Below are 25297 nucleotides of genomic sequence, written 5' to 3' on the forward strand. Positions count from 1 at the left end.
GAGAAAGTGGTATGTTTCTATCAACACCATAACTCCAGGTTCTGATCCTGCGGGCCCTGCCATGACCTACGATCAGCTCGTCGCCTTCCTCGCCGTCGCGGGCGAGGGCACGTTCAGCGCCGCGTCCGCGCGGCTGCACAAGTCCCAGCCGGCCGTGAGCAAGCTGGTGCGCAACCTCGAGCGCGAGCTGGGGATCGAGCTGTTCGATCGCCGGGAGTACCGCGCCACGCTCACCGACGCCGGCCGCCTGTTCCACGAGCGCGCCGCGGCCGTCATCGAGGGCACCGAGGCGCTGCGCAGCTTCGGCATGCGCCTCTCGGGGAAGGTGGAGCCGATCGTGCGGCTCGCCGTCGACGCGGTGACGCCGCTCGGCCCCATCATGGACATCTTCCGGGGGCTCCAGGCGCGTCATCCCCTGGTGCGCATCGAGCTCGGCACCGAGCGGCTGGCGGGCACCGCCGACGCGCTGCGCGAGGACCGCGCCGATCTCGCCGTCGCCACGAAGCTCGGGATCGACGGCTCAGCGGTGGAGACGGCGCGCTTCTGCGACGTGCGGGTGATCCCGGTGGCGCGCTTCGATCACCCCCTGGCGACCTGCGGCGCGCCGATCCCGCCCGCGCTGCTGCGGGCGCACGCGCAGATCATCCTGCGCGACAGCGCGAGGGCGAGCGCCTCGCCGTCCCTGAACGTGCTGGAGGGCGGCCTGCGCTGGACGGTCACCGACGTCGCGGCGAAGAAGGAGGTCATCCTCGCGGGCATGGGCTGGGGCGGGCTGCCCGAGCACGTGGCCGCCGGCGCGCTGGCGGCGGGCGAGCTCGTGGCGCTGCAGGTCCCCGAGTTCGTGGCCGACACCATGGAGCTCTTCGTGATCCGCCGCCGCGACCGCCCGCACGGCGTCGTCGCGCAGGCGCTCTGGGAGGCGCTCGGGCGCTGCGGCCACGGCGCCGGGGCGCCCGCGGCGGCCGGGAAGGCCCCGCGCCGCCGGAGGAGGGGTTGAGGGCCGCGCCGGCCGGACCTCCGGCGGCGGAGCGCGCTCGCCAGGCCGGTCGACGCCATGTCCGCGAGCGCCGGCCGACCGGCGCGCTGCTGCTGGGTCACGCCTCTCCACGGCAGATCGCTCGGAGGATCTCGCGCGTGTGTCCGCGCAGCCATGCGTGCGCCTTGTCGCCCTCGCAGCGCTGGTGCCACAGCTGAACGATCCTGAGCTCCGGCGCGTCGAGCGGCAGCGGACGGGTGCTGAGGCCCAGCGCCCGCACGATGGGACCGCAGACGCGCGCCGGCAGCGCGACGACGAGATCGCTCTCGTGGGCGAAATGGATGGCCGCCGCGCACGTGGGAGCCGCCGCGACGACGCGCCGCCGCAGCCCCAGGGCCTCGAGCGCCTCGTCGATCGGATCGCGCAGGCGGCCACGGCGTGAGACGATGACGTGGAGCGCCTCGGCGTAGCGCCTGGCGGTGAGCCGGCCGCGCGCGAGCGGGTGGGCCCGGCGGAGGGCGACGACGACGCGATCTTCGCCGACCAGCTCCCCACGGATCTCGGGGAGCGCGGGCTCCGTCGAGCCGATCTCGAGATCCACGCGCCCGTGGCGCAGGTCGTCCGTGTCTCCCGCGGGCTCGGCCAGGAGCCGGACCTTCGCGAGAGGCGCCTGCTCCTGCACCGCTCGCAAGAGCCGCGTGCCGAGCGCCGTCGTCAGGGCGTCGTGGCAGCGGACGGTGAAGGTCCGATCGAGCCTCGCCAGGTCGAGCTCCCGCTCGGGCGCGAACACCGCGTGCGCTCGCTGGACGATGGCCTGGACCTCCTGTCGCAAGGCCAGCGCGCGGGGCGTGAGCGCCATCGTCCGGCCGGCGCGCACAAGGATCGGGTCCCCCGTGGCGTCCCGGATGCGCCCCAGCGTTCGGCTCATCGCGGGCTGGGACAGGCGCAAGCGGGCCGCCGCGGCGCTGACGCTCCTCTCCTCGAGCAACGCGTCCAGCGCCGGCAACAGGTTCAGGTCCACATGCATGGCGGTAATTCTTCCTCATATCAACTATGCATTGGACGGTATGAGTCGTCCAGGGTTTATTCCTCCGCGCGGTGGTTCAGCGGTTCACGAGCACGCGCGAGGCGCTCGTCCGAGGAGGATTCATGTCGATTCATTCCGATCATTCCGAGCAGATGAACAACGATGTGATGTGGCGAGACCGGAGCCCGGGCCGCGCGGAGGACGAGCCCCTGCTGCCCGCGGTCGTCGCGGCGCTCTCCGTGGCGGGCGAGCGGCTCGTCGGTCGCTTCTCGACAGAGCCGCGCCCGAGGAGCCGAGAGGACATCTTCGCGGCTCTCGGCGCCAACGATGCGGTCTCCCTCGAGGCGCTCCGCGAGCCCTTGTCGCGCGCTCGCCCGGAGGCCCGGTGGGTCGAGGACGAGCTCGAGTGCGGGCCCCTCCCGCCGGGGGAGTGGTGGGTCACCGACACCGTCGAGGGGAACATCAACCATGTTCACGGGATGGCGGACTGGTGCGTCACGGCGACCCTCGTCCGCGACAACGAGCCGGTCCTGACGGCGGTGCACCTGCCCCTGACCGGCGACACGTACACCGCCCGGAAGGGCGCCGGCGCGTACCTCGGGACCAGGAGGATCCGAGCGTCGGCGAAGACGGCGCTCGGCGCTGCCTTCGTCGGGACCGGCCAGGCGAAGCCGGGTGAGGACGACGAGACGTACCGGCGGATTGGCATGTCCGTCACCGCGATGCTCGGAAGCGCGCTCGTCCTGCGCGTCTCGGTCCCGGCCACCCTCCAGCTCGTTCAGGTCGCGGCCGGCCGGATGGACGTCTTCTGGCAGTACAGCCAGATCCGCTCCGGGCTCGTCGCGGGGGCGCTGCTCGTCGCGGAGGCCGGGGGCACGGTCACGGACACACGCGGGGAGCGCTGGACCCTCGCCAGCGAGGACTTCCTGGCTGCAGCGCCCGATCTCCACGCCGGCGCGGCCTTCGTCCTGTCGACCATCCGATGAGAGGAGGAGGCTGAACATGGATCAACTCATGGGAAACATTGGAATCCTCGGTTCGGGCCGTGTCGCCACGGTCCTCGCCAACAAGCTCGCGGGCGCCGGGCACGCCGTCACGATCGGCACCAGGGACCCGGCGCAAGCGGCGCTGAAATGGTCGGGAGCGCGCGTCGAGCTCAGGGATCACGCGGAGACCGCGCGCCTGGCCGCGATCGTCATCAACGCCACCCCCGGGGACACGAGCGTGGAGCGGCTCGGCGGCCTTCGCGACGCGCTGAAGGGAAAGATCCTCGTCGACGTCTCCAATGCGACGCTGCGCGGCCGCGACGGCCTTCCCGGCAGCCTGCTTTACCCGAACGGCAGCGTCGCCGAGCGCCTGCAGGCTGCGCTGCCCGAGACGGCCGTGGTCAAGACGCTGAACACCATGCTGTTCACCGTCATGGCCGATCCCACGAGCCTGCGCGCCGCCCCGACCGCGTTCCTCTCCGGCAACGACGAGGGCGCGAAGGCGGTCGTCGGGCGGTTGCTCGGTGATCTGGGCTGGCCGGCCGACTGGATCGAAGATCTCGGAGACATCGAGACAGCGCGCGGCCCCGAGGCCGTCGCCTTGCTCGTCCCCTCCGTGCTGCGAAGGCGAGGGCTCGCGCCCTTCGCCGTCGCGCTCGCCCGGTAGACGCGACGGCGCGCATCGCGGATCTGGAGCCCAATCCATCTCCGTGACCGGGGCTTTGCGAAAGTACCCATCCGGTCCTGCGCGAACGCCCATCGCGAGAAAATTGCAGCCAGCGAGAAGCGCCTTGTTCGTGTGATTTTCGCTGCTGAACGGAACGAACGGAACGTGGGCGCGCCGGGAGGCAACACGTCCTGAAAAATCAAATCATGTCGCCGTCACTGGAATCACGGGGCCGCCGGGACGGTCCCGACGGCTCCTGTGCGGTCGAAGGCGAGGGATCCGCTCTCAATTTCCTGGCGATTGAAGAGCGCTTGTTGTCTAATCGCGGGACTTCAGCGCTCCCAGCGCTGGTGAGGAGCGACAACGATGTCCAGACCCTCGCGTCACCAGCCTGCGCGTCGTCGCGGAGGCGCTCGGTGGGCCGCGCCGATCGCGCTGGTCCTCGCCGGCGGCTGTACGGGATCCGTGGGTGAGCCGGGCGCCGGCTCCGGCTCCGGCTCGAGCTCCGGCTCCGGCAAACCTGGTACCGACGATCCGATCGGTGTTTGCCAGGACGACACGGTGTACCCCGGGCGAGCGCCGCTCCGGCGGTTGACGCGCTTCGAATACAACAACACGGTTCGCGACCTCCTGGGGGACACGACGGAGCCCGCCTTCTCGCTGCCGAGCGAGGATATCGGGAACGGCTTCGGCAACGACGCGGACACGCTGTCTGTCTCGAGCCTGCTCGCCGAGCAGCTGGGCACCATCGCGGAGGGCATCGCCCAGCGCGCGACCGCGACGCCGGAGGCGCTCGCGAGGCTCGCTCCCTGCGCGGGCGACGTGACGGCGGCGAGCGAGGAAGCGTGCGCGCGCACGATCGTCGAGGACCTCGCGGCGCGCGCCTATCGCCGGCCGCTCCAGGCCGGCGAGGCGGACGAGCTCCTCGCGCTGTACAGCGTCGGGCGAGAGGACGCGACGTTCGCCGCCGGCATCGCGATGGTGATCGAGGCGGTGCTCCAGTCGCCCGATTTCCTCTACCGCGTCGAGTGGGGCGCGCCCGATCCCGCGCGCCCGGCGCTCCGCCGGCCGACGGGCGACGAGATGGCGACGCGGCTCTCGTACCTGTTCTGGGGCACGATGCCCGACGAGCAGCTGCGCTCGGCCGCGCGGGCGGGGGAGCTCGCGACGAAGGAAGGCGTGCGCTCGCACGCCGAGCGCATGCTCGACGACCCTCGGGCCCGGCCCGTCGTGCGGTTCTTCTTCGACAGCCTGCTCCCCATCAGCAGCCTCGCGGATCTCGAGCGGGACGCGGAGGCATTCCCGACCTTCTCTCGCACGATCGGCTCGCTGATGCGTGAGGAGACGCAGCGGTTCCTCGAGCAGGAGATCTTCGAGGAGGCCGGCACCTGGCCGTCCATCTTGACCGCCCCGTACACGTACATGAACGGCCCGCTCGCGGCGTTCTACGGCGTCTCCGGCGTGACGGGCGACGCGTTCCAGCGCGTGGAGCTCGATACGACCCAGCGCCTCGGGCTCCTCACCCAGGCGGGGGTGATGGCCGGGACGACGCACTCGAACATGACGAACCCCGTGGTCCGCGGCTCCTTCGTGGTCCAGAAGCTGATGTGCCACGTGATCCCGCTCCCCACGGGCGACATCCTGGAGAAGGTGAAGCCGCCGGACCCGTACACCGGCAAGACGGCGCGGGAGCGCTTCAGTCAGCACAGCGAGGACAAGGTCTGCGCGACGTGCCACCAGTTCATGGATCCTGTCGGCTTCTCGTTCGAGAACTACGACGCCGTCGGGCTGTTCCGCACGACCGAGAACGACGTCGCGATCGACGCGAGCGGCTCGGTGCCGGGCACGGAGGGGACGGTGAGCGGGCCGATCGAGCTGGTGCGCAAGCTCGCCGAGACGGAAGACGTGCAGAGCTGCTTCGCGACGCACTGGATCGAATACGCCTACGGCCTCACCCTGCGCGCCGAGGACAAGTGCACACGAGAGGCGGTCACGGCCGCCTTCAAGACGTCCGGATACAACGTGAAACAGCTCCTCATCGAGCTCACGCAGACGGACGCCTTCCACACCATGGCTCCCCGGGAGGAGTGACGGCTATGTCGACGTTTCGCTCGACGTTTCGCTTGAACCGGCGTGCCTTGCTGCGAGGTGCTGGCGGCATCGCCATCGCGCTCCCGTGGCTGGAGATCATGGGCACCGAGCCCACGGCGCGCGCGCAAGCCGCCCCCGCGAAGCGCTTCCTCGCCGTCTACACGCCCGGCGGGACCGTGATGGACCGCTGGCGGCCGACGGGCTCCGAGACGAGCTTCACGCTGAGCCCCATCCTGGCGCCGCTCGCGCCGGTGCAGAGCCGGCTGCTCGTCGTCGACGGCCTCGACATGAAGAGCGGGCTCGGCGAGCAGCACCAGGCGGGGATCATCGCCTGGCTCACGGGTACGCCGCAGGACGGCGCCGCGGGCCGCGCCTACGGGAGCGGGCCGTCCATCGATCAGGTGATCGCCTCCCGGATCTCCGGGGGGCAAAAGGCGAAGGCGAGCCTCGAGATCGCGGTGCGCTGGGCGACGGGAAAGTCCCACGGCCTGCTGTCTCCGATGAACATCGCGAATTTCGAGAACGACGCGCCCTACAGCCCGATCCCGCCGCGCATCGATCCGGTGGAGATCTTCACCGATCTCTTCGGCACGCTGAACCCCGGCGCCGACGACGACGCTGCCCGTCGCCTCGCGCGAAAGCAATCGATCCTCGACTTCCTCGACCGGCGCTACTCCGCCCTGTCCTCGCGGCTCGGCGCGGCTGACAGGCAGAAGATCGATCAGCACCTGACGAAGATCCGCGAGATCGAGGAGAGCCTCAGCAAGGCGCCGACCGCGACGGGCGCCTGCCAGGCGCCGGCGAAGGTCGACACGTCCGACTACAACCCGCGCACGGGGCGCAACTCCGCCGACAACGGCTCGATCAAGGACACGTCGACCGACGCGGCGATCCCCAAGGTCGGCAAGCTCATGACGGACATGCTGGTGATGGCGCTCGCCTGCGACATCACCGCGGTCGGCACCCTTCAGTGGAGCGACACCGAGGCGAAGCACACCTTCCCCTGGCTGAACCTGAGCGAGCACCACCATTACTACCAGCACGACGGCGGCTTCAGGGCGGCGGAGTGCGAGCTCATCTGCAACTGGTATTCGAAGCAACACCTCTATCTCCTGCAGGAGATGGAGAAGGTCGACATGGGCGGACACTCGCTGCTCGACGAGAGCGTCGTCTTCTTCGGCTCCGAGATCTCGGATCCGCCGAGCCACAAGAAGACGAACATGCCGTTCCTCCTGGCCGGCGGCGGCGGAGGCCTGCGTACGGGGCGCTGGCTCCGCTACAAGAACCTCCCGCACAACAACCTGCTCGTGTCGATCTTGAACCTGTTCGGCGACACCCGGACCACGTTCGGCACCCCGGAGCATTGCACCGGGCCGCTCACGAACCTGACGTCATAGCGCCACTCCTGGCGCCGCGGCGTCGCGCGACGAGGGCGATGCCGAACAGGGCGACCGTGAGCCCGAGGTACGCTGACCTGCTGCCGGCGCCGTGAAAGCTGCATTGTGCGTCGTCGCTGGTGTCGTCGGTCCCATCCATTCTGCTGCTGCCGGCGGCAGCGCTGGAGGTGCCGCCGCCCGCGCCGTTCCCTGCTCGGCCGCCCGCGCCCGGCTCCGTACCGCCGCTCCCGCCCGCGCCCGGCTCCGCGCCGCCGCCGCCGCCGCCGCTGCCGCTGCCGCCCGCGCCCGGCTCCGTACCGCCGCTCCCGCCCGGCTCCGCACCGCCGCTCCCGCCCGCGCCGGGCTCCACGCTGCCGCCTCCGCCCGTGCCAAGCCCCGCGCCGCCGCTTCCACCCGCGCCGCCGCCTGCGCCGGGCCCGGGCGAGGGCTCCCAGCTGAGCAGCCGCGAGACGACGCGCCGCGTGCGCGCAGCAGGGCCGAGCTTGTCATAGCTCAGGAGGAACCGGCCATCCTCGCCGCGGGCCAGCATCGGCGCATTGCACGCGTCATCCACGAGCAGCGCCTCCATGCCCGGCGTTCCGTCGGGGGCCACGGCGCGGATCCGGAGCCGGTGCGTCTCCGCCTCTTCCCACACCACCTGGTAGCTCGCGCCGTCCCAGGCCACGGCCGCCGCATGACCAGCGCTCGTCGGCGAGATCAGGAATGCTTCGCCCCTCCAGCCGCCCGTGCCGTAGATTCGACCGTGCACCGGCCCATCACCGCCCTCCGGCCAGCCATCGACGGACTCCGTCCAGACAACGAGCGTGTCGGTGCCGTCCGTTGCCCCGGCGATGGCGGCCGATGCGCTCGACAGCAGGAAGCCCTCCCCGACGTCTCCCGTGCGGCTCACGGGGACGAGATGCAGGCCGGCCTTCGAGTAGGCCACCAGGTAGTCCTGCCCGGCGTGGAGCGGCATCGCGTGCGACTCCGCCCCGACCGAGGGCACGATGGGGAACACCGGGCCAGCGCTCCCCGAAGCGCCGAGCAGGCGGCCCGACGCTGTGTACACGAAGGGCTCCTCCGCGGTCCTCTCCACGAAGGTCACCAGATAACCGTCGCCGTTGCCCGCGACCGACGGCGTCGCCGACAGGTGGAGCGACGAGACGGCGACGCTCTCCCCGAGCGCGCCGTCGCCCGACACCCGCCGCAGGTGATCCCCGCCGGCGCCGAGCGCGCTCCAGGTGAGCACCGACGCGCCGCCGCCGTTCGAGGCCAGATCGATCGCGAAGGCGCTGCTCGCGAGCTCGATCCCGACCGGATCGACGACCTCGCCGGCCGCGCTCACGCGCACCGCGCGCGCGGTCGTCCGCTCCCCTTCCGGGTCCGGCTCGTCGGTCCAGGCGACGAGGTAGCTCTCGCCGGTCCAGGCCACGCGCGGGGCGCCCTGCCTGTTCGGCAGGGGGCTGAGCCCGAGTCGGCCCGCGGCCAGCGCGAGATCCGGGCCGATCAGGCTGCCCTCGATGCCCTGGCCGTGGAACGCGAGCAGGAAGTGCGAACCGTTCCACACGAGCGCGTTCCGATCCGAATCCCGGACGGAGCGAGGCGATCCGTCCGCGAGCCTCACGTCGTCGGTCCCCTGCACGACGCCCTCGGCCGAGACGCGGGCCCCGTACATCGCGCGACCGTCCCGCTCGTCGGCCCAGGCCACGAGATAGCTGCTGCCGTCGAACGCCGCGGCGGGGGCCCCGGCGCCCGGGCTCGGCCGTGAGATCGGGAAGTCCCTTGCCGCGATCGTGCCGTCTGCGCGCAGCACCGCGCCCCGGATCGTGCTCGTGGGATCGTCCCGTACCCACGTGGCCAGGAAGCTCGTCCCGCCGGACGCGAGCGCGGCCAGCCGCGCGTTGCCCGGGTCCTCCGAGATCTGAACGCCAAAGGCGTCGAGCGCTGTCCCATCGCTGGCCACCCGCGCCGCACGGATGGCCCGCGCGCCGCCGCCGGCGACGTCCTCGTCCCAGGCCACGACGGAGACGTCCGCCCCGGCGCCGACCGCCGGCCGCGACGCGCGGCCGCTCGTGGACAGGGCGCGCTCGGCGCCGGGAACGGCGCTGCCGCTCGGGTCGACGAGCGTCGCGCGGACGTCGTCGGCCCCATCGTCGGCGAGGCTGAGCCAGGCGGTCACGAAGCGCTCCCCGTTCCACTCGACCGAGGGATACACGCCCTCGGCCGACGTCGAGATCGCGAAGCTCGCCGGCCCTTCGAGCGTGCCGTCGGGTCGCATCACGCGGCCGCGGATGGTGATCCGGGCGTCGTCGCCGTACTGGCTCCAGGTGACGAGGTAGCGGCCTCCGCCGTACGCCACGCTGGGCAGGTACTGACCGGCGGACTCCTCGCCCAGATCCAGCCAGTCGAGATCGAGCACGTCCCCGCGCGCGCCGACGCGGACCGCGCGGATGCGCGACAGATCCTCGAAGACGACGACGTAGCTCGTCCCGTCGGTCGCGATCTCCGGATCGAACCCTACGTCTTGCTGGACGGGTACGGGCGGCTCCGTCCCGATCTCCGGGCCCACCTCCGGATCGAGCAGCGCCGGATAGCCGCTCTCCTCGACGACCGAGGCGGGCACGCGCAGTTCGATGTGGCCGTCCGCCCAGCGGGCGGGCACCGGAACGCGGCGGCCCGACGCGTCGATCCACGTGCCGTGGCCGTACACGAACCGCTGCCCCGGCGCGGCGCCGAGGACGAGGCCGCGGGCGTCGCTCGCGACCGAGGGCGCGGCGTCCGCGGCGTCGAGCCGGGCGCTCACGCGCACGACGAGATCGCCGCGCCCCCCGGGCCGCTCGGGGAACCGGAACGCCTGCTCGGCGTTCGCCTCGTGGTTCTTCCACAGCTCGCTGCAGGTCTCGAACGCGCGCTCCGCGCCGCCGTCCGCCGCCATGCGCACGCGGCCCTCGCCGTTCACGCACTCGTGGCCGGCGCGGGCGATCGATCGCGTCGTCAGCGTGAGCGCGCTCCCTGGCTGGAGCTCGCCGGGCGCGCCCTCGAGGAGAGGCCCGCGGAGCGCGCGGCGGCGCGCCGTCAGCTCGGCGGCGGAGCGCGCCCCGGCGAGCGCCTGGAGCTGCCTCGCTCGCCCCCTGCGTGCCCCCCTCGCCGAGGGCTTCGCGCGGATCCGCGCCGCGCCGCCCTCGACGTCGATCCGGTGGGCGGCGCCCTCCGCGGAGAGCCCTTGTCGCGTCGATCGAAAGCTCGCCCGCGCCCTGCTCACGATCCGCCCGAGCTCGACCGGCGCGGCGCCGCTCGGCCGGAGCGCGCGCTCCGCGGGGCGCTCGGCAGGACCGGTCCCCGCCGCCTGCGGTCCAGGCGCGCTGCACGCCGAGGCGCACCCCGCCATCAACAGCAACCATGCTCGACTCGAAGCCAGCGTCATGACGCACCTCCTGACGGCCTTGGCAGCCGACGCGCACCCCGCCGTTCTCTGATGGATGAGCCAGCGGGACGGTAACAGCGTGTGTGCGTTCACGTCGATCGCGGACCACGACGAGGTCATGCGACGACTCCGGTGTTGTGACCTGGCTAGATCGCCGAGTCAGCAAGACCCGGAGGACGCTGTGCGCTTGACGGGGGCAGGGGCGTGAAGATCGCCAGCAGGCCGCGGGCCAGACCGAGCTGGCCCGCCGCTCTCACTGGAGGATGGCCGGGGACGGATTCCCCGTATAGACCTGCGAGCAGCGAGGCTTCTTCGGGTCGGACGGGCAGCGGAGCCCCTGGTAGAAGCTCAGCGTGTTCGCCAGGGGGGCATAGCCGCTCGGGACCTGGAGCTTCGACACCGAGCCGAAGTAGGCGAGGCACGCGTCGCGCCACCAGCGCGCCTCGTAGTGCTGGATCTCAAGGAAGTCGCTCACGTCACCGAAGCGCTTGCCATCGATACGGCCCTCGACGGACTTCCATGTCTCTCGCATGACCCCCACCTCATCGACGCCCTGGCTGTAACGATGGACGAGCTCCTCCCAGACCGTCCTCCCCGACTTCAGCTTGTCTTGCCAGCCGACGCGGTGGAAGAAGAGCACGAGATCGTCCGGAACCGTGTCCCGGCTCCCGAACGTCTGTCCCACCTGCGCGGCGTACTGGGCAACAGCGTTGCTGCCCGCCGAGGTGCGGTTGAAGCCGATGCTGTTCGCGTCCGCCTTGTGATAGTAGACCGGGTTCCACTCGGCGCGGCTCAGGCTGTTCAGCCACGGCCCCGGCCCGTAGTGATGGTCGTTGCCCATGATGTGGACAAGGCCGAGGGGCGTCATGTAGTCGACAAGCGCCTCGCGTGACTCCATCATGATCTGGACGACCGGCTCGACGACGACGGGGTCGTTCGAGAACGTCTGCCGGACCCACTCCTCTGCGATGGCCTCCGAGGAGAGGTCCGGGTTCCACGCCAGGCGTCCGAACACGTACCAGTTCGCCTGGTTCATCTGCGATCCGGTCCAGTTCGTGTCGTCACCCACGTTGGCGACGCCCGAGATCGCGGTGGTCGTGTACTTGTGGAGGGTGCCGTCGATGACCCGCGCCACGGTCGAGCCCTCGCCGCCCGCGTAGGTGTCCGCCTTGAGGACCTCCTCGTAGAGCGGGCCGAGGTAGGCGAGGTGCGTGTCCATGCCGAGGTACTCCTTCGTGATCTGGAGCTCGAGGGCGAGGGGCGTCTTCGGCATGGCCCCGAACAGCGGATGGAACGGCTCCCGGGGCTGGAAATCGAGCGGGCCGTTCTTGGCCTGCACGAGGACGTTGCTCTTGAATTTGCCGTCCAGAGGCTTGAACTCCTCGTAGGCCTGCTTGATGCGGTCCGGGGGGCTGGTGTCGGAGTAGACGAAGGCGCGCCATATGACGATGCCGTCATGCGGCGCGAGGGCGTCGGCGAGCATGTTGGCGCCGTCGGCGTGGGTCCGCCCGTAGTCTTGCGGCCCTGGCTGCCCCTCGGAGTTCGCCTTCACAAGGAAACCACCGAAGTCGGGGATCTGCTGGTAGATCTCGTTGACCTTGTTCGTCCACCATTGCTTGACGCTGGCGTTGGTCGGATCGGCCGTGCTCAGGTTGCCGATCTCGACCGGCGCGCTGAATCGCGCCGTGAGGTAGACCTTGATGCCATAAGGGCGGAAGACGTCGGCGAGCGCCTTGACCTTCGTGAGGTACGATGGCGTCAGGACCTGCGCGTTGGCGTTCACGTTGGTCAGCACCGTCCCGTTGATGCCGATGGAGGCGTTGGCCCTCGCGTAGTCCTTGTAACGGGGAGAGAGCGTGCCGGGCAGCGCGCTCCAGTCCCAGATGGATCGGCCCGCGTAGCCGCGCTCCACGCTGCGATCGAGGTTGTCCCAGTGGTTCAGGATGCGATGGCCGATCTTCGGAGAGCCGGTGAGCGACAGCTTGTCGAGGGCGCTGTGGCTCTGGACGTGCCGGAGGAGCGCGAAGGTGCCATAGAGCACGCCCACCTCGGTGTTGCCTGCCACGGCGATCACCGGTTGGCCTCCGACGTCGGCGGCCTCGACGAGGTAGCCCTCGGGGCCCAGGGCGCCGAGGCGCGCTGCGAGCGGCAGGCCCTTGATGACGTCCGCTGTGGCCGTCCCGATCACCACGGCGCCCGGTCCGTCGACGGCCGCGCCGGTCCCGACGGTTCCGCCCGTCAAGCCGCTCAGCCCTTTGACGAGCTCGGCCTCGGCGATGTCGAGGCTCGCGCCGGTCCCCGATTTGACCACGCGCTTGAAGGCCGCCTGGTACTCCGCGAGGCGCCCCGGAATCGGCACCTTCGGGTACCTGAGCCAGAGGTCTGCGCCCGTCTCGTCCGGCAGGGCGCCCGGCGCGGGGTACTCCTCGTCGGAGCCCGACATGCCGCCCGTGCTCCCGGTCGATCCTGTCGTGTCCACGCCGCCCTGGCCGACCGATGCGCCGCCGCCTGTGCCGCTGTTCGCGCCGCTGCTCGCGCCGCCGCCCGTGCCGGTGGCCCCGCTGGGGCTCCCCGCCGCGCTGGAGCCGCCGCTGCCGGTCACCTCGTTCGGCTCATCGGTGCCGCTCGAGGAGCAAGCGCCCGCGAGCGCCGCGCTCAAGAGCCCGACAACGAGGAGCGGCACCCTCAGGATCTTCATCGAATGAGGCCGTCTGGGGGGCGGCCGACCCGCGCGACGTGACATCTTGTTTTCCGAAGGAGGCGCCATCTGAATCAGCCTTTCCATGGAGGGGGCTTGGGAAAGAGGGTGAACAAACCGATTCGCGGATCTCGAGGGTGAATCTCGACGCCCGTCAAGGGCTAAACGCGCCGTGCAAGACTGCAACGCACCGCGGCTCCGCCATGCCTTGCTCACCTCGTCAGAGGTCGCTTCTTGTGCCGTCGTGCGCGAAGTGTTCAGTGCTCCTGCATTTTCTGGCGGGGTCCGAGCAAAAAACGTCAGGAATGCGGACTGAAGCTGCCAATAACCGTGATCGAGGCGCCTTCCACTGGGAATGGTGAGCAGCCGTGGTTCCGCCCGAACTTCGGCTCGAACTTCGGCAACCGGGTGACGTCCTTGCCGTTCGATCATCAGAGCGACGGGGCGAAGGCCGATCTGAACAGGTGGATGAAGTGGACGGCGCCGACGGTCGAGTGACCGCTCCCGGCGGGGCTCGCCTCCAGAAGCCCGGCCCGGCGCCACATCGTGGATCGGCGCCGGGCCGTGCGGCGGCCGTGGTATGCCATCGTCGTGTCCAGCGCCGCTGATCCCTCGGCTCCTCCGCCGCCGCCCGCCTTCGAGGCCAGCGACTACAGCTGGCTCGTCGGCTTCGAGGGCGACTGGCGCGACACCTGGTGGAACCGTGATTTCGTCGAGCTCATCGCCCGCCGGCTCCGGCTCGACGAGGTGCGCGCGGCGGTCGATGTCGGCTGCGGCGTCGGGCACTGGGGTCGCACCCTCCTGCCCGTGCTTCACGGCGACGCCACCCTGGTGGGCGTCGATCGTGAACCGTCGTTCGTCGCGCGCGCCGCCGCCGAGGCCGAGGCGCGCGGGGTGGCGGCGCGCACGTCGTACCTGGAGGGCCTCGCCGAGGCCCTCCCGCTGCCCGACGCGAGCGTCGACCTCGCCACGTGCCAGACGGTCCTGATGCACGTCGCCGACCCGCTGCGGGTGCTGCGCGAGATGCGCCGTGTCCTGCGCCCTGGCGGCCTCCTGCTGGCGGTCGAGCCGAACAACTTCGCCGAGAAGGCCACCGCCCTGGTCACCGCGCCCGGCCTGTCGCGCGCCGACCGGCTCTCGCTGCTCGAGCTCGAGGCAACCTGCCAGGACGGCAAGCGCGCGCTGGGACAGGGGGACAGCTCCGTGGGCGAGCGGCTGCCAGGGCTCTTCCGCGAGGCAGGGCTCGGCGATCTCCACGTGTGCCAGTCGGACAAGTGCGCCGCGCTGATCCCGCCGTACGAGACGCCCGCGGAGCGCGCGGAGCTGCGCCAGGTGCTGGCGTGGATCGACGGCGGCATCTGGCTCGGAACGGGCGGCACCCGCGACCAGGCCCACGCCTGGTATCTGGCCGGCGGCGGCGATCCGGCGCAGTTTGAGCGGCTGTGGGCGATCGCCATGCAGGAGGCCCGCGCGTGGAAGCAGGCCGCGCTCGCGCGCACGCTCGGCGGCGCGCACGGGGTGACGTTCTACCTGGTGTCGGGGCGCACGCCGGCGTGACGCCCGGCCTCGGAACGGCGTAACTCGACGATGGCCCGCGCCCAGGCAGCCTGAGCGACGGCGGCACGATCCGGAGGACCGACTCGGGGGGAGATTGCTGCCCGGAGCGCTCGCTCCTTGCTGCTGCGTTTCCGAGTTGCTCTTGCTTTCTCATGGTGCCCCACCCCCCCGCGGGGTATCCGCATGTGAGTAGCTGTCCGACGAACACCGTGGTTGCCAGGCATGGGGTCGGCAAGGTTCGCGACGTGTTCATGATCAGGTGCACGCTGGCCGGGAATATTGAGCTCTACCAATTGAACGAGGGCTCGCAGGCGTCTCGCTGGTGCACGTATCCACCTTGAGCAGAAGCCCGCGACTCAGACGTTCCGATTCATGGAGAACCTTATGCGTATCACTCGCTTGCTTGGCTGCATCTCCGCTTCGTTCGCGTTCGGTCTGCTTGCGTGCGCCGTGGAGCCCATCGAGGAAGAGGACCTCGACACGCTGGACGGCGCCCTGGACAGCGCTGACGGCTCGATGTCGGCGGATATCGCGATTCAGTCGGACTGGGGGAACGGCTACTGCGCGAACGTGAGGGTGACGAACAAGTCCCGCTCCCCGGCCACCACCGGCTGGAACGTGGTCGTCCGGCTCAACGGCTCGACGCTGGCCAATGCGTGGAACGTGACCTCCGTGTCCTCGAGCGGGCAGCTCACCGCCACGAACGTGACCCACAACGCAGCGATCAAGGAGAAAGGTTGGGTGGAGTGGGGGTTCTGCGCAAACGGCAGCGGGCGGCCCGCGGTCGCGTCGGTCACCGGCAGCGGAGGCACGATCGTCGGCACGGGCGCGTCCTCCTCGTCGAGCAGCAGCGCGAGCTCGTCATCGAGCAGCAGCTCGTCATCGAGCAGCAGCTCGTCGTCGAGCAGCAGCAGCACGGGGGCGGGCGGGGCAGGCGGCTCGGGCGGTGCGGGCGGCTCCGGTGCGGGCGGCTCCGGCGGCTCCGGCGGGTCGGGCGGCTCCGGCGGGTCGGGCGGGAGCACGGGCGCGGTCGAAGACAGCGGCGCGAGCTGCCCCAAGCCGACGTTGCCCGCCGCCTCGTCTCTCCCGGTGTTCGACACGCATCACGATCCGTTCCTGAGCTTGAGCGGTTCACGCATCACGAAGAAGTCGGAGTGGGCGTGCCGGCGCGCGGAGATCAAGTCGCAGGTCGAGACGTATGAGTCCGGATCGAAGCCGGTGGTGTCCAAGGACAATGTCACGGGGCAGTTCTCGGCGAACAGGCTGACGGTCAACGTCAACGATGCAGGGAAGAGCGCCTCCTTCTCCATCAACATCAGCCGGCCTTCCGGCGCGCCTGCTGGTCCGATCCCGCTCGTCATCGGCATCGGCGGTTCGAATCTGGACAACAGCGTGTTCACCCAGAACGGCGTCGCGATGGCGACCTTCGACAACAACGCGATGGGCGCGCAGAACGGCGGCGGCTCGCGCGGGACGGGCACGTTCTACAACCTCTACGGCAGCAACCACTCGGCCAGCTCGATGATCGCGTGGGCCTGGGGCGTGAGCCGGATCATCGACGCGCTGGAGAAGACCCCGGGGGCCAACATCGACCCGAAGCGCATCGCGGTGACGGGTTGCTCGCGCAACGGCAAGGGCGCGCTCACGGCCGGCGCGTTCGACGAGCGCATCGTGCTGACGATCCCGCAGGAGTCGGGCGCCGGCGGCTCGGCGAGCTGGCGCGTCTCGCAGGCGGGCGCCAACGCCGGGGAGAACGTGCAGACCCTGTCCAGCGCGGCCAGCGAGCAGCCGTGGTTCCGCGCGAACTTCGGCTCGACCTTCGGCAACCGGGTGACGTCCTTGCCCTTCGACCATCACATGGTCATGGGGCTCGTCGCGCCGCGCGCGCTGCTCGTCATCGACAACAGGATCGACTGGCTCGGCATCAACAGCACCTTCACGGCGGGGTCCATCGCCCAGCAGATCTGGAAGGGGCTCGGGGTGCCGGACAAGATGGGTTACTGGCAGACCGCCGCCCATGCCCACTGCGCGTTCCCGTCCTCGCAGAGGGCGGCCCTCGATGCGTACGTGAAGAAGTTCCTCGTCGGCGGCGGCACCGCGGACACCAACCTGATCAAGGGCGACGGGGCGACGGCCGATCTGAACAGGTGGATGAAGTGGACGGCGCCGACCCTCCAGTAGCCGCTCGGGGCGACGGGGCGCCTCGCAAGGGGCGCCCCGACCGGCACCCGCCCCGGCGGCGGTGATCGCATGCTCGACCGCGATGGCGCAAGCCGAGGGCTACTTCACGAGCTGGCAGGCGTTCGAGCCGACCAACCCCGAGATTGTCCAGAACGGGGGAGACATCGCCGCGGTGGGGTGGGCAGAGCGGGGCGACTACGACGACGTGATCATCAGCAACACCCTGGCCGGGGTCCCTACGGGGCTCGAGACCAGGGGGTGGGGCCTGGCGACGCTGGACCCTGCGCTCGATTGGATCAGCAGCAACGGCTATGCGCTCGATTACCTGTTGATGGACATCGAGGGGGACACCCAGACGCAATACGATCTGCTCCTGGACAACGTCGACCGCGTTCGAGCCGACCCAGACGCGGACATCTCGGAGGCCTATGTGGGCACCCCTTTCAAGGTCATCACACGACCTCGGTCCCGGCGAGCACACGAGCTGTAACTGGCCCTGATACCCCCACCGTTCTACCCGACCATCACCTACCACGGCGTCTTGGCTGCCCGCTCGACCTTTCGCCCCCTCGTGACGCCGAAGCCCCCCCAGGCGGCACGCCGCTCGCGAAGAACAAGGCGTGTGACGACGCAAAGGCGGGCGAGAAAGCGCCGGAGCGCGAGCACACCAAGGCGCCAAAGCAGACGGAGAACGAAGCTCCGGCGCCGCCCGCAGCGTCTCGGCTTTCGCCGACGTCCGACGTCGTGATGCCCACGAGCATCACCGTCGCGCATTGGGGGCACTTGCTCTCGGTGCTGGAGCTCGCACTCGAGCATGGGCTCGACCTTCTTGTGAAGTAGCGTCTTCCGAGCCACGTCCGTCGGCGTGCCGTCGATGTGATCCGGACGCTCGAACAAGCCAACGCCGAGGCACCTTACCCGCTCGCGATGGAGCGCCTCAAGAGCCTCCTGTCCGAGCGCGCCACCCAGTACGAGACTGCGCACTACACGGTCGACACGTCGGACTGCGACGTCGCCGAGGTCGTGGAGCGCACCTTGGCCATCGTGCGCGGCGCGTGAACGTGATAGCGTCCGCGCCCGATGAGCACCAACCAGAAAACGCTTGAAAACAAGGTCGCAATCGTCACCGGAGGCGCCTCCGGCATCGGCCGCGCGCTCGGTGAAGAGCTCGCCCATCGAGGGTGCGAGGTCGTGCTGGCGGATCGCCAGCACAGCGTCGCCGCGGAGGTCGCCAAAGGCATCACCGACCGCGGAGGTCGCGCGACCGCCGCCGAGCTCGACGTGCGCAGCCTGCCGGCCTTCAAGGCCATCGCAAAAGACACGCTGCAGCGCTCAGGCCGCATCGACTACCTGTTCAACAACGCCGGCATCGTCGTCGGGGGCGAGATGGCCAGTCACGTGCAAGAGGACTGGGACGACGTCATCGACGTCAACCTGCGCGGCGTCGTTTACGGCATCCAGGCAGTCTACCCGATCATGGTGAAGCAGGGTTCAGGACACATTTTGAATACAGCCTCCGTCGCAGGCCTCGTCGCGGGCTTTAACGAGGGCGCCTACACCGCCACCAAGCACGCCGTCGTCGCCGTCACCAAGGCCCTCCGCGTGGAGGCAGAGCGCTACGGCGTCCGCGCCTCCGTCCTGTGCCCCGGCGCCATCCGCACACCCATCGTCACCGGCGGTGTGTACGGCCGTATCAACGTGGAGAACGTCTCCAAAGAGACCATCATGCGCATGTCGGAGCGCCTGCACCCAATCCCCCCCGAAGAGCTCGCGCGCCGCACGCTCGACGCCGTCGCCCGCAACGAGGCGATCATCGTCCTGCCCAAATGGTGGAAGGCATTCTGGTACCTCGATCGCCTGTCTCCGGCGCTCAGCCTCAAGCTAGCCAGCTACAGGCACAAGCGCATGCGCGAGGAGATGCTGGCCGCCGGCGCCAAGCCCAAGAGCATTGACGCCGACGCGTGAGCGGGATCCGTGAGCACATCGAGAGGGTCCGGCTCGTGAGGGATAGCACTGCCTTGAAAATTGGTTCCCGGTAGGGGCAGCCCTTTCAAGGCGACTTTTTCCTGGATTCTGCGAGCAATCGAGCAGTCGACACGTGAGTTTCATTCGCGAATCGGGTTCTCTTCGGCACGGGCTTCTTCACACCGCGTGGATGGCGCTTGAGCTTCCCGAGCTGCACGTGAGCTGCCCAGCTGAGCATCTCCTTGGCGAGCGCGGTCGGAGTCATCGTCTGGAGGGGGCCGCGTCGATGTGCTGGTGAGCAACATGAACACCACCACGCAGCACGCCGACTGGTCTCATGTGGCGGCGTTGCCCTCCCAGTCGCCGGACGTCGCTTACCACGACCACGTGCGCCTTCAGTATGAGGCCTGCACCATGGATCGCGAGGACTACGAGCAGCACGTCTTTGGCAACGCGATGAACAACCAAGGCGCGAACAGCTGGTCGGGGGCGAACCCGGACAAGTTCGCGATCGGCTCGCCGCCGGGAAGCGGGAATGACTCCGAGCAGAGCATCGTCTCCACGGGCGGCTACAACGGCAAGGTAGCCTGGTCCGCGTTCGATGGCCCGAGCTTCAACAGCACGGACAAGGTCGTCTACTCGGGTCTCATCTACAATGCCGTCTCAGGCGTCGCGTTCGAGCCGATCAACGTGGCCGGCGGGAGCCCGACGGGCTACGCACTCCCTGCCTACCAGGGGCCGACCGTCTCCATGGCCTGGGGGGCGCTCCGTCTTCGTTCTGGCTATGACGGCGGAGATGTCTATCAAGCCGTCAACATCCCCGCCACGATGGGCAAATGGCTGGAGGTGAAGATGGTCGTCAACCCCACTGTCGGCACCGGTCTTGGCTCGCTGTACGTCCGCAACGTGACGGACGGGCAGAAGGACTTCACGCGCGTCGTCTTCGACAATCTCACGACGACCGGCGTGACCGAGCGGGTGCTGGTTGTCCCGCTGCTCATGGGCGTGAACAAGAACCCCTCCAATTTCAACGGGTTCGTCGTGGCGGCCTACGGTGACAGCAATGCCGTGGATGACCTCTCGATGGGGTACTACGTGCCGCAGATGAGTGACAATTCGATCATTATCAGTCCGGCGTCGCCATGGATAGTCAGGTTGTTCCGCAGCTGGTGTGGAAGGGGCCGGCCTCCGGCGGGCCGGGGCAGCTCACGGCTTCTGCGCCGTACGGCACCGGCAATCCCTCGACGCTCGCGGTTCGTCCGACGGGCTCGAGCGCGGCCAGCGCCTGGTGGGAGACCGAGCTGACCGACCACGACGCGAGCGACCTGACGGTCTACTCCGGCCAGCTGTACGGCACCACAGGTGTCTACTTCGCTCCTGTCAACACGGTCGCCAGCGCGAGCAACGGCCTCACCCCGAACAACTACGTCGGGTTCCTTGTGCAGTTCGAGCAGGGGCAGCTGCGCCTCCGGGGGTCGCGGGACAGCGGTGAGCTGTACAAGGCGACCAACTTCGCGCCGGCTTCGGGCAAGTGGTACGATATTCAGGTGCAGGTCGACCCGAGCCGCGACATCGACGGCGTCGCGGGCGGTGACTTCGGCGCTGCGCGTGTCTGGGTGAAGAACCTGACGGACAACACCGCTCCGGTCCTCGTCGATTTTGACAAGATGTCCACGACCGGCGTCGTGGAGTCATTGCTGGAGGTGCCGCTGTTCTTGAACGCGACGACCCGGAACCCGTCCAAGTGAAACGGGTGGGAGGTCGGCGGTATCAACTCGAGTGTTCAGGTGGATAACCTGCGCTCGGCGTTGTACCCGTATCTCGATTTCGTTGGTCGAAACCAGTATATCGCCGATTGAGGGCCCGTCAGGGCGGCCCGGAGCGCCGTGAGCCCTAGGCGCTCGCGCGGGCCCCTCCCTGGCCCGGGCGCCCTCCGCTCAGCCGCTGTCCGAGGAGGTGCTTCGCGCGCTCCGCGAGCCGCAGCTCCTCCTGCCGGACCTCGCTGAAGAAGGAGGCGAGCTCTTGATCCCCCTCCTTCTTCGCATCCTGGATGTACTGTGAGTGGGTCTCCGCGCCCTTGAGCACATGGTAGAGCACGCTGACCAGGTTGTAGTCCTTGTCGGGGACCACGGTGCTCTCGCTGCGGCCCTCCTGTAGGCCAGCGCCCTGCTGCCCCTGTGCGCCCATTCCCTGCTTCTGCTCGGTCGCCATATCGAACCTCCTCGACTCCCCCCACCGGGGCCGGGCAATGCAAGCGGGAGACCGCGCAGCGGGAAGCCCCTGTGTCGAGGGTTCCGCGCCAGCAGCGTGGTCGTTCCACCCCGCCTGTCGCGTCCTGCTACAGCAGGCAGACGCTCGCGCAGGATCGCACCACCCTGCGCGAGCGCGGCCCGTCACGCGGAGAAGGCCGCGGGCGCGCTCGACGCAGCCCGCGCCAGGCGATCGCAACAGGCACGGCTCAGCTCGCAGGACACGCTCCCCGAGGCGCCTGCCGCGCTGACCCTGGCGGGCTCACAGAAGGCTCCTCCTCTCCCGCATTCCCCTGACGACCGCGCGTCGCCAGCGTTGTTCTCTCCGCTCTGGTCGGATCTTCCGGCGTGTCGGCAGCTGCCGAGACTGCCCATCGTGGACATGTGGTGATCGCCCCCACGGCCGCGAGAACTCGGGCGGCCTCAGGCCGGGACGAGCTGATACGCTGCGCCTCACGCACCAGCTCGTCCCTCTGAGCCCTCGCCCCATCCTTCCATGAAATCACGGTCTCGCGGCTTTCCTCTCCCTCTTCACACCCTCGCTCCGGCGCTCGCGTGCGTCGCGCTCGCGGCCGCGGCGTGCGGCACGGACGCCACCGGGCCGAGCGAGCCGCGGGACACCGGCGTTCATCCGCGGCTCCTCGCGCGCCCGGAGCACCGCGACCTCCTGCGCTCGCGCGTCGATCGCGAGCCCTACGCATCGATCCTCGCCACCCTGAAGCGCCGCGCCGACCGCCCCTACGAGGAGGAGCCCGACCCCGCTTCATGGGACCACAAGACGAACGGCAACAACGCCTCGACCGCGCAGGCGAATGCCCTCCTCGCCTGGGCCTTCGAGGACCGGGCGGCGGCCGACAAGGCGCGCGAGTTCCTGCGCCGCCTGGAGACCCACTGGGACACGAACACGGTCCTCGACATGAACATCCGGATGGCGAAGATCCTCATGGGGTACACGAACACGTGGGACCTCCTGAGCGCCACGCCGTGGTTCCCCGACGAGGAGTCCGCTCAGGCCGAGAGCAAGATCACCGACATCACCGGTCAGTTTTTCGCCAAGTACCTCGAGCAGGATTTCTATCGAGATCTCCTGCTGCGCCCCGCGCAGAACAACCACCCGATCCGGACCGCCGACGCGCTCGGTTATGTGGCGCTCGCGTTCCCCGAGCACCCGGCCGCCGCGACCTGGTGGAGCTGGTCGATCTCGGAGCTCGATTACCTCTGGGGCCCGGACGGCCAGTACGTGCAGCCCGACGGCGGGGCGTCCGAGGGCCCGTATTACTCCGGCTTCGCCTGGGGCCCCACGGCGGCGTTCTTCATCGCCCTCGACAACGCGCTCGAGGGCGAGGTGGCCTTCACCCGCGACTGCCGTACCCGCTCCGACGAGGACCCGTGGGCCGGACACGGCTGCGTCGACGGCGAGCAGGGCGCGCTCAAGGTCCCGCTGCGCGGCGGGCTCTTCACGAAGGCCGTCGACTGGTCGCTCTCGCTGCGCCTCCCCTGGGGCAGCCGGCCCCCGGTCGACGACGGCGTCTTCACCCCGTTCAACGGGAGCCCGCTGCTCACGTCCTTCGGCGGGAGCGGGGAGTACCTGTGGGACTGGGAGCAGAACCGCGACCCCCAGGCCATGGAGTTCGGCGCTGACCTCATCGCGCATCACCTGCTCTACATCGACGACGCAGTGGCCCCCGAGGCGCCGCGCTTCCTCACGCGCTTCTTCCCCGACACCGGCCACGCGGTGTTCCGCTCGGACTGGGGCGACGACGCGCGCTGGCTCCTGCTCCTCGCGGAGCACGGCTCGGCGCGCAAGGCGATCCACGACCACGTGGACGGCACGTCGTTCTCCCTCGCGGCCTACGGAGAGTACCTGTTGATCGACGCCGGCTACTACAAGCCCGATTCGCTCGACAACGCAAAGACCAGCCAGTCGCCGTCGCACAACGTGGTCCTCATCGACGGCCGATCCGCGCCCGACAAGGGGCTCTTCAACGATTTCGGCGACGCGGACGCCTTCCTCCGGAACACCCACGACGGCGACGCCGTCGACTACGCGGAGGCGCACCAGGACTACCAGGACACGCACGTCGAGCGATCCGTGGCCTTCATCGACGGCCGCTACTTCGTGGTCGGCGACCGCCTCTCGACGTCGCACCCGGCGGCCCGCGCCCACGCGTGGCGGCTGCACGGCTACGCGGGGCTCACGTCCGGAGGCACCTTCGAGCTCCTCCCCGACGGCGGCCGATGGGAGCGGGCGCGGGCGGGCGTCGAGGCGCGCGTGCAGTCGACGTCGCCGGGGCTCGCCGTCGTGGAGCCGCCGTACACGCCGCTCACCGCGCCCCACGTCCACGAGTTCGAGGAGGACCGCAAGGCCGCCGACCACGCCGTCATCGACGCAGCCGTGCAGGCCGAGGCGCCGGGGTTCCTGGCGGTGCTCCTGCCCTACAAGGTCGGCGTGGACGCGGGCCCCGACGCGCCGCTCCAGGCGGCGCCGATCGCGGCGGAGCCCGGCGTCGTCGCGTGGCAGATCGAGAGCGAAGGAGGGACCGACGTCGCGGTGCTGCGGAGCAAGGGAGCCCCGGAGGCGCTGGCGCTGCCTGGGGGGCAGGTCCTCGAGACCGACGCGGAGCTCGTCGTGCTGCGGATCGAGGGCGACCGGCCGTTCGCGCTGATGGCGCGGGGGACCAGGGTGCTCCTCGACGGGAGCCCCCGCGTCACCGCGCCCGACGCCACCAGCCTCGCCGTGGAGGAGTGAGATGCCGCCGAGAGCTCGCCCTCCCATGTCGCGCACGTCGCGCTTCCGCGCGCTGCTCGTCGCTGCCGCCGCGTGTGCCGCCGCGGCCGGCGGGTGCGCGGGGGACCCGGGCGCCGGGCAGCCGGGCAGCTCCGGAGCGGGGTGCGCTCCGATCTCGCCGTCGGCGGAGGACGCGTTCGCGCGCGAGCGCGCACCCGACTCCGAGAGCATCGCGCTGGCGCGCGCCATCGCCGACCGCTGGATCACCGAGCACCCGGCGGAGTCGCTGCCGTGGGACTGGGGCGAGGGCACGGTCATGCTCTCGCTGGTCGAGCTGTACCGCGTCACGCAGCACTCCCCGTACCGGGACTACTACCGGCGCACCATCGACCGCCACATCGAGTACGGCTACGAGATCACGACCAGCGACCGCTGCCCGCCGGCCATGGCCGCGCTCGCGCTCCACGAGGAAACGTGCGCGGCTCCCTATGCGAAGGTGGTCGACGACGTGCTCCGCTACCTCTACGAGGAAGCGCGCCGGACGGAGCAGGGCGGCATCAATCACCTCGGCGTGTCGCCGCTGTTCGAGCCCACCCTCTGGGTCGACTCGCTGTTCATGTTCGGCAACGTGCTCGTCCGCGCCGGCGAGCGCTCGGGCGAGGCGCGTCCGCTCGACGAATTCTCGAATCAATTCCAGATCTTCGCGTCGCTCCTCCAGGACGAGCCCGGGCTGTTCCGGCACGCGTACAACTGGGCGGCGCCGCAGGATCCGGACGTGTACTGGGCGCGCGGCAACGCCTGGATCACGGCGGCCGGCTACGAGTACCTCCGCGTGCGCGCGGCGCGCGGCGAGCACGACGACGCCGTGGCCGGGGCGCTCGAGCGGCAGGTCGCGGCGGTCCTGGGCGCGCAGGACCAGGACAGCGGCCTGTGGTGGACGATCATGAACCGCCCGGGCGAGATCTACCTGGAGACGAGCGCGACGGCCCTCTTCGCCGTCGGGCTCGCGCGCGGGTTGCGCCACGGCTTCCTCGACGCCTCGGTGCGCCCCGCGATCGACCGCGCCATGGCGGGCGTGCGCTCGCGCATCGAGGAGGACGGCTCCGGGCGGCCGGTGGTGACCGGAATCTCCGGGCCCACGACGGTCGGCAAGCTCGAGGATTACGCGGCGGTCGAGCTCCGCGACGACCTCTCTTATGGCGTCGGGGCCGTGGTCCTGGCGCTCGTCGAAACGTCCGGGCTGTAGCGCTGCCAGCGCCACGCTCGCCGCGGCCTCGGCGCGCGACCGCCGCGCTCCTGCGCCGCGGTTGCCTTGCTGCTGCGCTTCGCCTACGCCTCAGCGCGTCCGCCGGCCTTCGCAGCGCGATGGCCG

19 protein-coding genes are annotated in these 25297 nt (G+C 70.1%); 15 read left to right on the forward strand and 4 right to left on the reverse strand.

Annotated features, from left to right (window positions below):
• Positions 1-61: 61 nt before the first annotated feature.
• The gene (locus WMF12_RS05065) at positions 62-997 is read left to right on the forward strand and encodes a LysR family transcriptional regulator (protein WP_437867271.1); all 936 of its coding nucleotides are present in this window, start codon (positions 62-64) and stop codon (positions 995-997) included.
• A gap of 97 nt (positions 998-1094) precedes the next feature.
• On the opposite strand, the gene WMF12_RS05070 is transcribed toward WMF12_RS05065, so the two are convergent.
• On the reverse strand, positions 1095-2003 hold the full coding sequence (locus WMF12_RS05070; RefSeq protein ID WP_437867272.1) for a LysR family transcriptional regulator: 909 nt from the start codon (positions 2001-2003) through the stop codon (positions 1095-1097).
• Positions 2004-2170: 167 nt separating this feature from the next.
• Between WMF12_RS05070 and WMF12_RS05075 the strand changes: the two genes are divergently transcribed.
• The 4 genes from WMF12_RS05075 to WMF12_RS05090 all read left to right on the forward strand — a co-directional run bounded on the left by WMF12_RS05075 (position 2171) and on the right by WMF12_RS05090 (position 7144).
• A complete protein-coding gene (locus tag WMF12_RS05075; protein ID WP_437873831.1) occupies positions 2171-2989 on the forward strand; it encodes an inositol monophosphatase family protein in 819 nt (272 codons plus the stop codon).
• Positions 2990-3017: 28 nt separating this feature from the next.
• Positions 3018-3656 carry an NADPH-dependent F420 reductase gene (locus WMF12_RS05080; protein WP_437867273.1) on the forward strand — a complete coding sequence of 213 codons (639 nt, stop codon included), beginning with the start codon at positions 3018-3020 and terminating at the stop codon, positions 3654-3656.
• A gap of 366 nt (positions 3657-4022) precedes the next feature.
• Positions 4023-5747 (forward strand): DUF1592 domain-containing protein, encoded by a 1725-nt coding sequence (locus tag WMF12_RS05085; protein ID WP_437867274.1) that lies wholly within the window; start codon positions 4023-4025, stop codon positions 5745-5747.
• A 5-nt stretch (positions 5748-5752) separates the two neighbouring features.
• A complete protein-coding gene (locus WMF12_RS05090) occupies positions 5753-7144 on the forward strand; it encodes a DUF1552 domain-containing protein (protein WP_437867275.1) in 1392 nt (463 codons plus the stop codon).
• Here the strand turns inward: WMF12_RS05090 and WMF12_RS05095 are convergent.
• Positions 7125-10547 (reverse strand): hypothetical protein, encoded by a 3423-nt coding sequence (locus WMF12_RS05095; protein WP_437867276.1) that lies wholly within the window; start codon positions 10545-10547, stop codon positions 7125-7127. The two genes, WMF12_RS05090 and WMF12_RS05095, sit on opposite strands and share 20 nt — an antisense overlap.
• A gap of 253 nt (positions 10548-10800) precedes the next feature.
• Positions 10801-13245 carry an alpha-glucuronidase family glycosyl hydrolase gene (locus WMF12_RS05100; protein WP_437867277.1) on the reverse strand — a complete coding sequence of 815 codons (2445 nt, stop codon included), beginning with the start codon at positions 13243-13245 and terminating at the stop codon, positions 10801-10803.
• 330 nt (positions 13246-13575) lie between these two features.
• Between WMF12_RS05100 and WMF12_RS05105 the strand changes: the two genes are divergently transcribed.
• The 8 genes from WMF12_RS05105 to WMF12_RS05140 all read left to right on the forward strand — a co-directional run bounded on the left by WMF12_RS05105 (position 13576) and on the right by WMF12_RS05140 (position 20696).
• The gene (locus WMF12_RS05105) at positions 13576-13743 is read left to right on the forward strand and encodes a hypothetical protein (RefSeq protein ID WP_437867278.1); all 168 of its coding nucleotides are present in this window, start codon (positions 13576-13578) and stop codon (positions 13741-13743) included.
• 93 nt (positions 13744-13836) lie between these two features.
• Positions 13837-14802, forward strand: coding sequence for a class I SAM-dependent methyltransferase (locus tag WMF12_RS05110; RefSeq protein WP_437867279.1), 966 nt, complete (start codon positions 13837-13839; stop codon positions 14800-14802).
• 384 nt (positions 14803-15186) lie between these two features.
• Positions 15187-16983 (forward strand): glucuronyl esterase domain-containing protein, encoded by a 1797-nt coding sequence (locus WMF12_RS05115; protein ID WP_437867280.1) that lies wholly within the window; start codon positions 15187-15189, stop codon positions 16981-16983.
• A gap of 82 nt (positions 16984-17065) precedes the next feature.
• Positions 17066-17473, forward strand: coding sequence for a hypothetical protein (locus tag WMF12_RS05120; protein ID WP_437867281.1), 408 nt, complete (start codon positions 17066-17068; stop codon positions 17471-17473).
• Positions 17474-17859: 386 nt separating this feature from the next.
• Entirely contained in the window at positions 17860-18042 is a 183-nt protein-coding gene (locus WMF12_RS05125; RefSeq protein WP_437867282.1) for a hypothetical protein, read from the forward strand.
• 21 nt (positions 18043-18063) lie between these two features.
• The gene (locus WMF12_RS05130; protein WP_437867283.1) at positions 18064-18948 is read left to right on the forward strand and encodes an SDR family NAD(P)-dependent oxidoreductase; all 885 of its coding nucleotides are present in this window, start codon (positions 18064-18066) and stop codon (positions 18946-18948) included.
• Positions 18949-19251: 303 nt separating this feature from the next.
• Complete coding sequence (locus WMF12_RS05135) at positions 19252-20253, forward strand: hypothetical protein (protein ID WP_437867284.1); 1002 nt, start codon at positions 19252-19254, stop codon at positions 20251-20253.
• Positions 20254-20387: 134 nt separating this feature from the next.
• The gene (locus WMF12_RS05140; protein ID WP_437867285.1) at positions 20388-20696 is read left to right on the forward strand and encodes a hypothetical protein; all 309 of its coding nucleotides are present in this window, start codon (positions 20388-20390) and stop codon (positions 20694-20696) included.
• A gap of 145 nt (positions 20697-20841) precedes the next feature.
• Here the strand turns inward: WMF12_RS05140 and WMF12_RS05145 are convergent, their stop codons facing one another.
• Positions 20842-21159: a hypothetical protein gene (locus WMF12_RS05145; protein ID WP_437867286.1), complete on the reverse strand. Its 318-nt coding sequence runs from the start codon at positions 21157-21159 to the stop codon at positions 20842-20844.
• 534 nt (positions 21160-21693) lie between these two features.
• On the opposite strand from WMF12_RS05145, the gene WMF12_RS05150 reads away from it, so the two are divergent.
• Both WMF12_RS05150 and WMF12_RS05155 read left to right on the forward strand, forming a co-directional pair.
• A complete protein-coding gene (locus tag WMF12_RS05150) occupies positions 21694-23946 on the forward strand; it encodes a heparinase II/III domain-containing protein (RefSeq protein ID WP_437867287.1) in 2253 nt (750 codons plus the stop codon).
• Between the two features lie 25 nt (positions 23947-23971).
• A complete protein-coding gene (locus WMF12_RS05155; RefSeq protein WP_437867288.1) occupies positions 23972-25171 on the forward strand; it encodes a glycoside hydrolase family 88/105 protein in 1200 nt (399 codons plus the stop codon).
• Positions 25172-25297 lie beyond the last annotated feature (126 nt).

The sequence above is a fragment of the Sorangium sp. So ce363 genome, from assembly GCF_051520435.1.
Taxonomy (GTDB): Bacteria; Myxococcota_A; Polyangia; order Polyangiales; family Polyangiaceae; genus Sorangium; species Sorangium cellulosum_B.